Origin of the sequence: Deinococcus peraridilitoris DSM 19664, assembly GCF_000317835.1 — a bacterium.
GTDB classification, from domain to species: Bacteria; Deinococcota; Deinococci; order Deinococcales; family Deinococcaceae; genus Deinococcus_A; species Deinococcus_A peraridilitoris.
In genome coordinates, this window is sequence record NC_019793.1 from 3,846,287 (window position 1) to 3,860,490 (window position 14,204).

Consider the following 14,204-nt stretch of genomic DNA (forward strand, 5'->3'; position numbering starts at 1 on the left):
TCGGCAGTGCAGCGTCGCGTCGGCCCGGTGCGAGCGCCAGACAGGCCGGACCGGCACCGTCAATCCGTCAATCGCCGGTAACCCGCGTGCCTTACGACATGACACCCTGAGCGCGCAAGTAGCGGACACTGGCCTCGACGCTTGCCAGGGGATGTGGACTATGGTCCTGCTCGACCAGCCACCAGACCGCGTCGCCCGCCATCTGCATGGCTGCCTGGAGGTCGACCGTGCCCGCACCGAGTTCGACCGTGTCCCACTCTCCAGGGGTATCGGCCTTGGGCCGCACGTCCTTCAGGTGTACGAGGGGCACCCGATCGGCATATTCCTGCAGATAAGCCACCGGATCGCCCCCTCCGGCATACACCCACGCGACGTCGATTTCGAAGTGCAGGCGTGGTGCGCGCGTCAGCAGCGCGTCCATCACGGGCAGGCTCCCGGCACGGCGGCTGATTTCATGGGCATGGTTGTGATAAGCAAGCTTCAGGCCGCGCGCTTCGCAGGCCTGAGCGGCGAGGTCGAGGTCGTCCGCGATGGCGAGCCACTCCTGTTCGCTTTCGGTGTTGGCCCAGGGACAGACGAGCGCAATGCCTCCCAGTTCGGTCATAAAGTCAATTTCAGCGTCGAGATGCGTGCGCAGGCGATCAAGGGAGACGTGCGTGGCGGCAGCTTTCAACCCCAGCGAGTCGATCAGCGCGCGCAGGTCGGTTGCCGAGTAGCCGCCGTACCCGGCAAACTCCACGCCGTGGAAGCCCAATTCAGCGACCCGGCGCAAGGTCCCCTCGAAATCCTGCATGAGTTCATTGCGCAGGGTGTAGAGCTGCAGGCCAATGGAAACGGTCACAAGACACCTCCGGAGGTGGTGTGGGAAGGCATGGCGTCGGGCCGTTCGACCATCGAGGTGATGGTCGTCGCGCGCCCCTGCTCTGCTGCTTGCAACAGGGCGTGCATCACTTCCAGCACGTGCAGGGCCAGCTGACCGCTCGCGCGGGGCGTTCGTCCCTGCGCCGCTGCTTGTACCAGGTCCGCGACCCCCAGACCACGACTGTTCTGGTCAAAGGGATGCGTGAGTTCGACGGTGCGCCACTCGCGCTCCCGGCCTGCCAGCTTCACCGGGCCACCGAACGTGTTCGGGTCCGGTAAACTCAGCGCACCCTCGGTACCGTAAAGTTCGAGGCGGGGCGTTTCATGTGCCAGCACGTCGAAGCTCGTCACCAGCGTGACGACCGGACCGCTCGCGAACTCCAGCACCCCGGCGACGTGGCTGGGGGTCAGCACGGGGAAACGCTCGCCTTTCAGGGCGCCGCTCCCGACTTCGCGCTCGGCGGTGTGGGCTCGGGCAAAACCGGTAACACGGGACACCGGCCCCAGCATGGTGATCAGGGCCGAAAGATAGTAGGGCCCCATGTCGAAGAGCGGCCCCCCACCGGGCGCGTAAAAAAAGGCGGGGTTGGGATGCCAGGATTCGGGTCCACCGGACAGCATGAATGCCGTTCCGGCGACGGGCGCACCGATCTGCCCTTCGTCGAGCAGTGCCCGGCAGGTCTGCAATCCGGCACCCAGGACGGTGTCCGGCGCGCATCCGACCAGCAGGCCGCGCGAAGCCGCTTCCGCGAGCAGTGCCCGCGCGTCATCCAGGCTGGTCGCCAGCGGCTTCTCGTTGTAGACATGCTTACCGGCCCGCAGGGCCGCCATGGCCACCTCGGCGTGGGCGGCGGGCACGGTGAGGTTTACCACCACATCCACCTCGGAATCGGCCAGCAGCTCCTCGACCCGACACGCGCGGGCTACACCGTACTCTTCGGCCCGTGCCCGGGCAAGGTCGAGGTTGAGGTCGGCGACGGCCACGACGGGAACGCCGAATTTCGGCAGGTTTTTCAGGTAAATGCCGGAAATGTTACCGCAGCCGATGATGCCTGCCCGCATACCGAGTCCCTCTGTATCGATTAAGTCCATGTATGGATCCCCCAAGCGCACCGTATCCATCCTGGGTCACAAACGCAAGAGGAGGGTCGGCATCGAGGCCGCCCTCCTTCTTTACCTTGCGTTGGGATTCCGCCACGCCTGCGCGTGCGTTCTCAGGTTGGCCCACGGACAGGGCCGTGATCGTCGGTTCAGGTCGCCGTACTATTCGCGGTTGCTGGCCTTCTCTCCGGGAAGATCGTCACCGGCCTTGCGGCCGAGGGTCTTGTCTTCGTCCGGAAAGGTAAAGTCGTTTCCTGCTTCCTCAGGAATCGCTCCGCCGTTCTGTTCGTCTTGTTGGCGCAGCTGATGGACCTCGTTGTCCATCTGTTCCTCGACCATGCTGTCCTTCGGAGAAAAGCCGTTGCCGTGCTGATCGGAATGCGGTTTATTGTACCTGTCTGTCATGCGGCTCCTTTCGAAGATCGGCAATTCGGACCGACGTAGGCACAGAATGCGCCTCGCAACCCGGACTTCGGCCAGAAGGGCGTGAAGTTCGCTTGGCTGTCAGCACATGCCAGCCAGTCGCTTTTCCGGTGGATCACTTCAGCAAACTTTGAACCCTTCGGGCACTTCCTGGTGTAGCCCGTTTGCCCGGAAGTGCGGCGGGAACCGGGGGCGCGCCTTGGGTGACCGACCCGACCCCGGGCACCAGCCTGGAGACCGCCGGTACAGCGACGTCGTGAACCACATCAAAAGGGTGGGAAGGCCACTCGCCCTTCCCACCCTGAGACCGCGTTCACGCGGGAAACACTTCGAAGACTCCAGCCGCTCCCTGTCCACCACCGACGCACATCGTGACGAGGCCGTACCGGCCTCCCCGGCGGCGCAATTCGTGCAGCAGGGTCGCGGCGAGCTTGGTGCCCGTCGCGCCCTCCGGATGACCAAGGGCGATCGCGCCACCGTGCACGTTGACTTTCCGTGAATCGAGACCGAGTTCGCGGATGACCGCCAGCGACTGCGAGGCAAAAGCCTCGTTCAGTTCGATCAGGTCGATGTCCCCGAGCTCCAGCCCTGCCAGCTTGAGCGCCTTGGGCACCGCCGCGACCGGGCCGATGCCCATCAGCTCGGGAGCCACGCCGGCCACGGCAAAGGACACCAGGCGGCCAAGGGGCCTCAGGCCCAGTTCCTCGGCTTTGCCGGCACTCATGACCACGGCCGCCGCCGCACCGTCGCTGTACGGGCTGCTGTTTCCGGCAGTAACGGTACCACCCGTTTTGAAGGCGGGACGCAACTTCCCGAGCGTTTCGAGGTTGGTATTACGCCGCACGAGTTCGTCGGCGTCGAACATGACCGTTTCGGTGGTGATCTTCTTCCCGTTCACCCGGTCGAAACGTACCGGAACCGGCACGATTTCTTCCCGAAAGACGCCTGCCTCCTGCGCGGCCGCGGCCCGTTGGTGACTTTCGAACGCAAAGCGGTCCTGGTCTTCGCGGCTCACCCCGTACTTCTCAGCGACATTCTCGGCCGTGAGCCCCATGCTGATATATGCACCGGGGCGCTCGTCCACAAGCCCCGGATTGGGGCTGAACACGTGACCGGTCTGCGGGACCATGGTCATGCTTTCCAGGCCACCCGCGACGATCACTTCACTCCAACCCGCGCGAATGCTGGCCGCCGCCTGCGCGATGGACTGCAGGCCACTGGAGCAGAACCGGTTGACCGTCACACCGGCCACTTCGTCGGGCAGACCCGCCCGGAGCGCCACCAGCCGCGCGACGTTAAGGCCTTGCTCGCCTTCCGGAAAAGCCGTGCCGAGCACGAGGTCTTCCACGAGCGCAGGGTCGATTCCGGCGCGCCGGATGGCTTCCCCAACGGCGAGCGCCGCCATTTCGTCTGAGCGGGTGTTGGCCAGGGTGCCTTTGAGGCCACGACCGACCGGCGTGCGGACGGCGGATACGATGACTGCGTCTTGCATAAGTGTCCTTTCTGTCGAGCCTGATTCAAGGCGTGGCCGTAGCCTCAGTTGCGAAGTGGCTTGCCGGTTTTCAGGGTGTGCGCAATGCGCTCCTGGGTCTTGCGCTTGCCGGAAAGGGTCAGGAAGGCTTCACGCTCCAGATCGAGCAGGTACTGCTCGCTGACGCGCGCATTGCGGTTCACCAGTGCGCCGCCCGACAGAACCCGGGCGACCTGCAGCCCAATCTCACGGTCGTACTCGCTGATCTGCCCTCCCTCGACCATGCCGTACAGCGCGGCCTTGATGGCGGCAATGCCCTGTTCACCCATTACCCGAATGTCTTCGCGCATGACCGGCTGCACGTACCCAGGAGCGAGTTCGAGCACTTTGCGTTTGGCGTCCTCGATCAGGCGGTCCCGGTTCATGCTGATCTCGTCACTGTCGCGCAGAAAGCCCAGACGGCGCGCTTCTTGCGCCGAGGTCGAGGTCTTGGCCGTGCCGATCAGTTCAAAAGCGCGCTGCAGGGCCGGCATGAGCGGCTGACCGGGCAGCAATGCGTCGGTAAAGCGCAGCAGCATCTCCTTGGTGCCACCGCCGCCTGGGATGAGACCCACACCGACTTCCACGAGGCCCATGTACGTTTCGGCGCTGGCCTGCACGTGATCGGCGTGCAGCGCCATCTCGCATCCCCCGCCGAGGGTGAGGTGAAACGGCGCGACAACCGTCGGATGCGGGCTGAAGCGCAGGCTGGTGATGGCTTTCTGAAACTGGCGAACGGCCAGGTCGATTTCGTCGAATTCGCCGTCCTGCGCGTTCATCAGCAGCAGGGCCAGATTGGCTCCCGCGCTGAAGTTCTCACCTTGGTTGCCTACGACCAGCCCGGCAAAGCCCAGCTCCTGCACCGTCTGGTGAGCGACGCTGACCATGCGCAGGGCGTCCTCGCCGAGGGCGTTCATCTTGCTGTGAAATTCCAGCAACAGGACGCCGTCTCCGACGTCCAGCAGGCTGGCGCCCTGGCTGCTCCTGACGATTTTCGTCGCGTCCTTTTTGAGGTCCTTGAGAATCAAAAATGGCGCTTCGTAATGGGTCACCCCGCCCTGAGGATCTGGCACCGTACCGTCGTGGTAAAACGTCGAGCGACCAGAGTGCTTCATGGCACTCAGCAAGGGGGGCAACTCGCGTCCTTCGGCTTCTAACGCCGCGATCACGTTCTGCACGCCGAGAACGTCCATGGTTTCAAAAGGACCCTGCTCCCAGCCGAAACCCCATTTGAGAGCATTGTCGATGTCCGTAATGCGCTCTGAAACGACGCCAGCCATCTTGGCGCTGTACCAGAATCCGTCGTGCATCACGCCTCGCAGGAAGTCGCCCTCTGGCCCGCTCAGAGCATACAGGGCCTTAAGCCGGTCGTTCAGCGGCAGGTTACGGATGGGTTCGAGGCTGGCCAGACGCACCTTGCCCTTGTTTTCGTATTCGTAGGTGTTCAGGTTCAGGGTCAGGATGACCGTTTTGCCGTTTTCCTTGGTCTTCTTGTAAAAACCACTGCCCGTTTTGTCACCGAGCCATTTCTTTTCCTCGACCAGCTTCACCAGGAACTCGGGCAGGGTGAAGTCCTCGTCGCCACCGGTGGCCCTGTCCAGATCGTGCCCGACGTGATAAATGATGTCGAGACCGGACAGGTCGGCAGTGCGGAAGCTCGCACTCTTGGGCCGACCCATCGCGGGCCCGGTGAGGACGTCCACGACGTCGGGAGTGAGGCCGCTGCGCGCCATGTGGTGCATGGTGCGGATCATGCCGTACACGCCGATGCGGTTGGCGACGAAGCCCGGCACGTCGTTGGCCACCACGATGCCTTTGCCGAGGTGCACGTCTCCAAAGGCGCTGAAGGCCTCCACGACTTCGGGCGCGGTCTTGGGCGTGGGAATGACTTCCATCAGGTGCAGGTAGCGGGGCGGGTTGAAGAAGTGGGCACCCACGAAGCGGCGCTGAAATTCTTCACTGCGGCCCACGATCTGCAAGTGCATTGGAATGCCGCTGGAGTTGCTGGAGATGATGGCTCCCGGCTTGGCGACCTGCTCCACGCGTGCCCAGAGATCACGTTTGGCGTCGAGCTTCTCGATGATCGCCTCGACAATCCAGTCCGCACCGGCGAGTTTTTCAAAGTCGTCTTCGAGGTTTCCGACCGTGATGAGTCGCGCGTTGTCCGCGTCCATAAACGCGGCGGGCCGCGATTTGAGGGCACGTTCCAGGCCCGCCCGCGCGAGGAAGTTGCGGTCCTTTTGATCTGGCAGGACGATGTCCAGCAGCAAGGTCGGAATGCCGGCGTTGGCAAGCTGCGCGGCGATGGCCGCCCCCATGGTTCCGGCACCGATCACGGCAGCAGTGTTGATCTTCATAGGCCTCCTCCGAACGGTAAACAGAGAAACATTGGACTCGGTACAATCATTTCATCATGGAAGAGCTTTGTCCAGCCCGCAAAAATACGCCAGACAACGGACGCCCGTGCGGTGTCAGGAGTGCGCGGGGGTAGCCTCTGCGGGTGCCAGTCCGGGCAAATTTGCTCGATGAGGCGACGCAAAAACACACTACAACCAGCCCCAGCAGTGCCAGAAAGGACACTCCGGCGATCGGGCCTCGTTTCGCCGAAGGTGTCCACACGACGCTCAGGGCGGCCAGCACCGGGCACCATCAGTCTCACGCCGCGCAGCACAACCACAATCCAAAAGCCGCCGGAAAGAGCCAGGCAGACAGGACGTTCTTCTCCGGCTTGTCCCGCAGCCTCCTTGTTCGGCTCAACCGAAGTTCACCTTGGCGGCGCGAATTTGCCGCCGGACAGGGGCAAGCCGCGGGGCGGTAACCAATGGGCCCGAATACGAAGCCCGATCAGCGCCCGGCGACCTGACCCGCCAGGGCCAGCGCCGCATTCAGGACCACGTCCTGCCCGGCCTTCCAATCGTTCGGCGTGCCAGCAAGCTCACGGTCGGGAATGACGAAGGCGTCCAGCAGCTGACCACGACCATTGGTGGCCTTGGCCGTCGTCACGGACAGCATCGAGCCATCACTGAGGTCATACAGGCCAACCGCGGAGTTCTTGACACCCGCTGTTTTGGCACCCATGACCGTAGCCCCCAGTCCCTGCAGCGCCGACGCGAACACCTCTCCACACGACGCCGTGCGCGGACCGACCAGCACCGTCACCCGCGCCGCAGGCGGCGCACTGACGCTCTCCAGCGTGATGGTCCGCCGGTTGCCGGCGAACAGCTGCCCATTGCGGGCCACGTAGCGTGCCGTGTAGCGGGGCGTGGAAAGCTCGTGGCGCACCTCGCCGAACGCTGAAGCGGCCAGCAGGCACTCGTTGAGCGAGCCTCCGCCATTGGCCCGCACATCGATCACCAGCGGACGCGCTGAGCCCACCAGCCGCAAGGTGTCGAAAAAGCCCTGTGCCACGCCCTCACCCAGGAACGACGGAATGTTGACGACGTTGATCCCCCGCACCTCACGAAGGGTCGGCAGGTCGCGGGAAGGTAGATTTTCCGGAGCCAACCGAAGGGCGCGGCCTTCGAGTTGCAGGGTCACAGGTCCGCGGTCTTCCGCAGCCGCCAGTGCTGCTGACGTCGCCTCGGCGCCGTTGATGGACGTGACGAACTCGCCTCCCATCAGACCAGCCTGGGCGGCAGGCGAACCCGGACGGACGTACCCCACGACGGCCCCGCCCTCGGGCAGCGGAATCAGGCGCAGACCGACACGCGGCACATCTTCCCCGCGCATCTCGGCGCGCGCACGCCGGGCGACGCTGGGGTCCTTGAGGTTGGTGTGCTTGTCCTCCAGACCCGCCACCAAGGACTTGGCGACCTCGCGGCCCACGTCGAGCGGACAGGCAGCGCTCTGGGCACAGCGTTGCGTAAGATCACGCTGCGCCTGACGGGTCAGGGAGGCGAGGTCGGCGCCCGATGGACCGTCGTACCCGCGCAGAAGACGCTCGACCTCACCCAAATAATCCGACGCCGGTGAAGCGAAAGAGGAAGTAAGGGTCAGGGCCGCACACAGCGCAAGAAGTCGACGCACACCCCAGTGTCGCGTGCCGGGATGTGCGGGGGCAAGCGTTCCGGGTGAGAAATCGAATTTCTGTGCCGCCGGTCGTCACCAGCCCGACGACGTCAACCGATCAAGGTTACCAGCGTACCGATCCCCTCGACCTCGACCTCGACCCGGTCGCCACGGGAAAGTGGTCCTACTCCCTCTGGTGTGCCGGTCAGCACCACGTCACCCACTTCCAGTGTCACAAAGCGCGTGATGTAGGTCAGAATGCTCACCGGATCGAAGATCATCATGCTGGTGCGTCCGTCCTGACGCGTCTCTCCGTTCACGCGCGTCTGCACCCGCAAATCACCCGGATCGAGTTCGGTTTCCAGGACCGGGCCGAGCGGGCAGAAGCGGTCGGCCGCCTTGGCGCGAAACCACTGCAAGTCGCTTTTTTGCTTGTCACGCGCCGTCAGGTCGAGCCCGCAGGTGTAGCCCGCAACGTGCGACAGGGCGTTCTCAGGTATCAGGTGCTGCGCGCGCGTGCCGATCACCATCGCCAGTTCACCCTCGAAGTGAAAGCTTTCGGTCCAGTCGGGGTAGGCGACTACCTCATCGGAAGCGGCGAGCGCATTGGGTCCCTTGAGGAAAATGCCCGGCTCCTTGGGCAGGTCGCCGCCGACCAGATTGCCCATCTCCTTGATGTGGTCGAGGTAATTGCGCCCGACACAGACGATCTTGGTCGGCTCGGCGGGCGCGAGTGGCCTGATGCCCGACAGCGGCAGTTCCTCGCCTGTCCGTTCGCCTGCCATTGCACTGCGCACCAGCGCCCGCTCACCTTCAACTTCGGCCCAGATGATCCGGCCGTCAAACAGTCCACGCAGCAGTTTCATGCGCCCCAGTGTAGTCGCCGTGTGCCACAACGCCAACGCCCGGCCTTCCGGAAAGATTACAATCGGCGGGAGCGCCACCAAGTTGTGGGCGGCGCGTCACATCAGAAACCACCATGACCCATACCCTGCCCGGATTTATAAGTGCCGACGAGGTGCTCGGCGAACGCCTCAGCCCCGCCAAGGTGCGGCGGCTGGACCGCTATCACGGCAACCAGGACCTGCTCGAAGGCCTGGAGCTTCTCGATCTCGCCGGACCGTTCAAGGTGGTCAGTCCCTGGGAACTCGAAGACGAGCACGGGGTGCGCCGCATCAACACCAGCGGCTACGCCGCGCTGCCGTTTGGCGATGGCCACCCCGAGCTCAAGGCGTTCATCGCGCGTTACCTGCAAGGCAATACCTCGATGGGGCTGCCGCAGCAGAGCACCAGCGCCTGGCGCGCCGCCCTCCAGTCCAACCTGATTCGTCTGCTGGCCAGAGACCTGCCGTCGCATCAGGACTCGCGGGTCTTTTTTTCCAGCAGCGGCACCGAAGCCATCGAAGGGGCGGTGAAATTTGCCAAGGCTGCCCGCCCGAAGGCGCGGCACTTCATTTCATTCGGCAGCGGATATCACGGCAAAACCTTCATGTCGCTTTCACTCACCCCGAACGCGGAGTATCAGGACCTGTTCCGCCCGCTGGTACCCGGCGCGGAGCATACGCCCTATGGTGACCTGGAATCGCTCGAGCGCCTGATCGCCCGTCTGCATCCCGACAAGGTGGTTGCCGTGGTAATCGAGCCCATTCAAGGCGAAGGCGGCGTGAATATTCCACCACCGGGCTTTCTGCGTGCGGTGGGGGAACTGTGCCGCCGGCACGGGATTGTGGTAATCGCCGACGAAATCCAGACGGGCCTGGGCCGCACCGGCCACTGGTTCGAGAGCGCTGCGCAGGGCCTCGATCCTGACATCATGACGCTGGCCAAGCCGCTGGGTGGCGGTCTGGTGCCGATCGGGGCCACCATTGCCCGCAAAGCCATCTTCGAGAAAATGCTGCCGGGCTTGTCCAGCAAGCGCCACTCGAACACCTTCGGGGGAAACTCGCTGTCGATGGCCGTGGGAGTGAAGTCACTTGAGATGCTGCTGGAAGGTGACCTGCCGGCTCGCAGCAAGCGTCTGGGGCAAGAAGGCCTGACGCGCGCCAGGAACATCATGCGCGCCTATCCCGGGCTGTTTTCTGCTGTGCGCGCTCAGGGCATGCTGTTCGCACTGGAGTTTCACCCGATGATTGCCCTCGGCAAACCGCAGTCCCTGCGTGAGCTGGCGTTCGAGGCGACGGCCATTTTTGGTCTGCGCGAGCTGCACCTCGCGGGTGTGATGGCCAATCTGTCGCTCAGCTCCAAACGGACCGTGCGCCTCACGCCCGCACTCAACATGCCCCAGGAGCTGTTCGACGAGATGTGGAACCGTGTGGAACTGGCCGCGCAACGCAATCCGCGTTCGTGGAGCCTGCTGAAAAATACCCCACCGTCAACGACAGTCCGCCTGGCCCATTTTGCCCTCACGCGCGGGTAATGCGAGCCAGGAATTCGCGCCGAAGCGAATGTCAAGGGTGTTCCTCGCGGAGTGGCACTTTTGCCCCGTTGAGCGGACAGGCGTGAGTGATAACCTGGGGAAAAGGGAGAGCAAGGTCAGGCGAGTTCCAAACAACGCAGCATCGTTCAGGCTCAGCCTGCCGCGCCCACCACGCCGCTTCACCTTGAAGTCTCTTGGCGCACCTGCAGGGTTGAGCTCAAACTTTCCAGAGGAGGAATATGACGACCACCATTGCCAAAGGCCTCGAAGGGGTCTTGTTTACCGAAACCAAATTGACGTTTATCAATGGCTCCGAGGGCATCCTGACGCACCTCGGCATTCCCATTCAGGAGTGGGCAGAGAAGAGCACCTTCGAGGAGCTCAGCTTCGCGCTGCTGCACGGTCGGCTGCCCGGCGCGGACGAACTCGCCCGCTTCGACGCCGAACTGCGGGCCAACCGTGAAGTTCCAGCCGAGCTGCTGAGCGTCATCGCCGCGTATCCCAAAGGGGTCCACCCGATGCAGGCGTTGCGCACGGCCGTCTCGCACCTGAGCCTCTTCGACGCCGAGGCCGAAGACACCGCCGCCGAGGACCGCTACCGCATCGGCGTGCGCATGATCGCGCAGTTTTCGACCATCATTGCGGCCATCGCGCGTGCGCAAGACGGTCAGGAAATCGTGGCGCCACGCGCGGATCTGACGCATGCCGGGAACTTTTTGTACATGCTCAAGGGAAGCGAACCCACCGCTGAAGAAGCGCGCCTCTTCGACATCGCGCTGATCCTGCATGCCGATCACGGTATGAACGCCAGCACCTTCACCGCCATTGCCACGGCCAGCACGCTCAGTGACATGTACAGTGCCATGACGAGCGCCATCGGCGCCCTCAAGGGCCCGCTGCACGGCGGCGCGAACGAGGCGGTGATGGACATGCTCGACGAGATCGGCAGCGTTGAAAACGCTGTTCCTTACATCTCCGAGAAGCTCGATCACAAAGAGAAGATCATGGGCGTGGGTCACCGCGTTTACAAGTTCTTCGATCCGCGTAGCCGCGTGCTGCGTGACTACGCGGCCCACGTCTCCGAGAAGCAGGGCAAGAGCCACTACTACCAGATTCTTGAAACCATCGAGAAGGAAATCGTGGACCGCCTGGGCAGCAAGGGAATCTATCCCAACGTCGACTTCTACAGCGGGGTGGTCTACAGCGATCTGGGCATCAAGAAGTCGTTCTTCACACCAATCTTCGCCCTCGCGCGGATTTCGGGCTGGGTGGCCTCGGTCATGGAGTACACTGCCAACAACCGCCTGCTGCGTCCCGACGCGGTGTATGCGGGGGCCAAGGATCAGACTTACCCGGAACTGTCAGACCGGCAGTAGGACCGGGCAAAGGAAGGGAGGAGCAGCAAAACCGCTCCTCCCTTCCTTTGCCCGGTCACGGAACGCGGCGGAGGTGGGCAGGCCCGCTCAGCGTGTCCGCTTCTCACCGTCAGACTTTGAGGTTTACCACCGTCACGCCGTGTCCTCCCTCGAAAGGTTCGGCGTCGTGAAAGCTCGCCACGCGTTTGTCGGTTTTGAGGTAATCACGAATCAGGCGCCGCAAGACCCCTTGCCCTTTTCCGTGCACTACCCGCAGCGGCGTTTCTCGTAGGGCGCTGGCCTCGGCCACGGCGTCACGCAGCTCCTCGATGGCTTCCTCGACGTGCTGCCCGCGCAAATGCAATTCACGGGTGAACGCACGGGGAGCCGTGCCCGCAAACGCCGGGACCTTGACCTTCTGCTCTTGCTTGAGACGCACGTCTCGGCGCCGGACGTTCACCTTCATCACGCCCAGCTGCACCACCAGCTCGTCGCCGCGTACTTCAAGCACCTGCCCGGCAGAGCCGTAAGCGGGCACGTCCACCGTGGAACCGACCTTGAGCGGATCACCCTTGAATTCCTGTGGCTGGGGACGTTCCTGCTGGGAGGCTCGGCGCAATTGACGCAGTTCCTCCATCACCCGGGGACGGGCCACGTCGTCACGCGCCCGCGAGCGTAGCGTGCGCACCTGATCGAGCGCTTCGGCGTACAGCGCCTCGGCCCGCGAGTGGGCCTCCGCGAGCAGTTCGTCACGGCGCGCCTGCAGTTCGGCACGCTGCTCTTCAGCACGCCCGAGCGCCGCCTCGGTTTCACGACGCGCGCTGGTGGCCGCTTCCAGCTCGCGCCGGAGCTCCTCACGCTCGCGCTCGAGGTTTTCGAGCAGCTGTTCGAGCAGCCCACCTTCGGGCCCGAGAACGGTCTCGGCGCGCTGCAGCAGGGGCTCGGGCAATCCCATTCGCCGCGCGATGGCCAGGGCGAACGAGCGTCCGGGCTGACCGACCTGCAGGCGGTAAGTCGGCGCCAGATTGTTCAGGTCAAATCCCATGCTGGCATTCTTGAGGCCGGGCGTTTCCAGCGCGAACAGTTTCAGTGGCGCCAGGTGAGAGGTCACCACACCCCGGGCGTCCTGGGCCAGCAGCCGCTCGAGCATGGCCTGAGCCAGCGCCGCGCCTTCGGCCGGATCGGTGCCACTGCCAAGCTCGTCGATCAGCACGAGGGTATCGCGCCCGGCGTGCATGAGCACGCGCTCGAGGTTACGCAGGTGTGCGGCAAAGGTGGACAGGCTCGCCTCGATACTCTGCTCGTCGCCGATGTCCACCAGGATGTCGTCAATGACCGGCAGGCGCGCCCGGGCAGCTGGAACGTACATCCCGCACTGATGCATCGCCACGGCCAGCCCGAGCGTTTTGAGCGTGGCCGTCTTGCCGCCCATGTTCGGGCCCGTGATGAGCAGGAACTGGGTATCGCCAAGCGAGAGGTCGTTCGGAACAACGTTTTCGATCAAGGGATGGCGGGCTTCGGTCAGCTGATATTCACCCCTCGGGGCCCGTTCGGGGCGGTTCAGCCGCCAGTCGCGGGCCAGCGCAGCCTTGGCGGCGATGAGGTCGAGTTCGCCCAGCAAGGTCAGCGTGATCGGCAGATGCGTCTCGGCAGCGATCAGACCGGACAATTCGAGCAGAATCCGGCGCACCTCCGCCTCTTCTTCGAGTTGCAGTCGCGCCAGTTCGTTGTTGAGGGGTGTGATGGTCGCCGGTTCGACAAAGTAGGTCTGTCCGGTGGCCGAAGCGTCAACGACGATGCCCTGAACCTGACCGACAAAGGACGCTTTGACCGGCAGTACATATCGGTCGCGCCGGATGGTGACGAGGTGCTCTTGCAGCACGTCGGCCCAGCGGTCGAGCAGCCCGGTCAGCTTGTCGCGGATCTCGTTGCGCAGGGGACCCAACCGGCGGCGAATCTGACGGAGCTTGGGGCTCGCGTCGTCGCGCACCTGTCCGTCACGGTCAAGGCTTTCGAGCGCACGGCGGACGAGCATCACATGGTCCCCGATGTCCTGGGCAAGCTCGCGCAGGGGCCCGCGGGAGCCCGCCACCACCGAGCGGCGCAAGGTCATCGCGGCGTCAAGCGTATACGCGACTTCCAGAACTTCACTGCCGCCCAGCACCTTGCCGTCATAAGCCCGGGCGTAATGCTCGCGAATATCCGAGATGCCACCGAGCTGCACGGAAACTCCGAACAACGCGTCTTCGAGCTCGTCAAGCTCACGCGCGATCCGGACCGCATCGTCCGAGGGCACAATGGCGCCGGCGCGCTCGGCACCGTAACGGGTCGCGGTACGACGAGACAGCTCCTCGCGCACGCGCGGAAAATCCAGGGTGTCGAGGGCGTGGGATTGAAAGGGCACGAATCCAGTCTAGCAACGCTCTGAAAAGCAACCGTGCAACGAATGGCTTATGCCGCCCTTCCCACCACCGTGACCGAATCGAAAATTGATTAGGGACACATGAAAATTAGGTCAACATGTCTTTAT

10 protein-coding genes are annotated in these 14,204 nt (G+C 63.9%); 2 read left to right on the top strand and 8 right to left on the bottom strand.

What is annotated here, in order from left to right:
* Positions 1-91: 91 nt before the first annotated feature.
* The 7 genes from DEIPE_RS18530 to DEIPE_RS18560 all read right to left on the bottom strand — a co-directional run bounded on the left by DEIPE_RS18530 (position 92) and on the right by DEIPE_RS18560 (position 8,769).
* Positions 92-841, bottom strand: coding sequence for a sugar phosphate isomerase/epimerase family protein (locus DEIPE_RS18530; protein WP_015237515.1), 750 nt, complete (start codon positions 839-841; stop codon positions 92-94).
* The gene (locus DEIPE_RS18535; RefSeq protein ID WP_157448934.1) at positions 838-1,953 is read right to left on the bottom strand and encodes a Gfo/Idh/MocA family protein; all 1,116 of its coding nucleotides are present in this window, start codon (positions 1,951-1,953) and stop codon (positions 838-840) included. The genes DEIPE_RS18530 and DEIPE_RS18535 overlap by 4 nt, the downstream gene beginning before the upstream one ends.
* Positions 1,954-2,124: 171 nt before the next feature.
* Complete coding sequence (locus DEIPE_RS18540) at positions 2,125-2,367, bottom strand: hypothetical protein (protein ID WP_015237517.1); 243 nt, start codon at positions 2,365-2,367, stop codon at positions 2,125-2,127.
* A gap of 331 nt (positions 2,368-2,698) precedes the next feature.
* Entirely contained in the window at positions 2,699-3,877 is a 1,179-nt protein-coding gene (locus DEIPE_RS18545) for a thiolase family protein (RefSeq protein ID WP_015237518.1), read from the bottom strand.
* 44 nt (positions 3,878-3,921) lie between these two features.
* Entirely contained in the window at positions 3,922-6,252 is a 2,331-nt protein-coding gene (locus DEIPE_RS18550; RefSeq protein ID WP_015237519.1) for a 3-hydroxyacyl-CoA dehydrogenase/enoyl-CoA hydratase family protein, read from the bottom strand.
* 487 nt (positions 6,253-6,739) lie between these two features.
* Positions 6,740-7,921 carry a S41 family peptidase gene (locus DEIPE_RS18555; RefSeq protein WP_015237520.1) on the bottom strand — a complete coding sequence of 394 codons (1,182 nt, stop codon included), beginning with the start codon at positions 7,919-7,921 and terminating at the stop codon, positions 6,740-6,742.
* Between the two features lie 92 nt (positions 7,922-8,013).
* Complete coding sequence (locus DEIPE_RS18560) at positions 8,014-8,769, bottom strand: fumarylacetoacetate hydrolase family protein (protein ID WP_015237521.1); 756 nt, start codon at positions 8,767-8,769, stop codon at positions 8,014-8,016.
* Positions 8,770-8,882: 113 nt separating this feature from the next.
* Here DEIPE_RS18560 and DEIPE_RS18565 point away from each other — a divergent pair, with 113 nt between their 5' ends.
* Positions 8,883-10,319, top strand: a complete 1,437-nt coding sequence (locus DEIPE_RS18565) for a class-III pyridoxal-phosphate-dependent aminotransferase (RefSeq protein ID WP_015237522.1) — start codon at positions 8,883-8,885, stop codon at positions 10,317-10,319.
* A 239-nt stretch (positions 10,320-10,558) separates the two neighbouring features.
* Positions 10,559-11,695, top strand: coding sequence for a citrate/2-methylcitrate synthase (locus DEIPE_RS18570; RefSeq protein WP_015237523.1), 1,137 nt, complete (start codon positions 10,559-10,561; stop codon positions 11,693-11,695).
* Positions 11,696-11,804: 109 nt separating this feature from the next.
* Here DEIPE_RS18570 and DEIPE_RS18575 read toward each other — a convergent pair whose 3' ends face one another.
* The gene (locus DEIPE_RS18575) at positions 11,805-14,078 is read right to left on the bottom strand and encodes an endonuclease MutS2 (RefSeq protein ID WP_015237524.1); all 2,274 of its coding nucleotides are present in this window, start codon (positions 14,076-14,078) and stop codon (positions 11,805-11,807) included.
* Between the last annotated feature and the right edge of the window lie 126 nt (positions 14,079-14,204).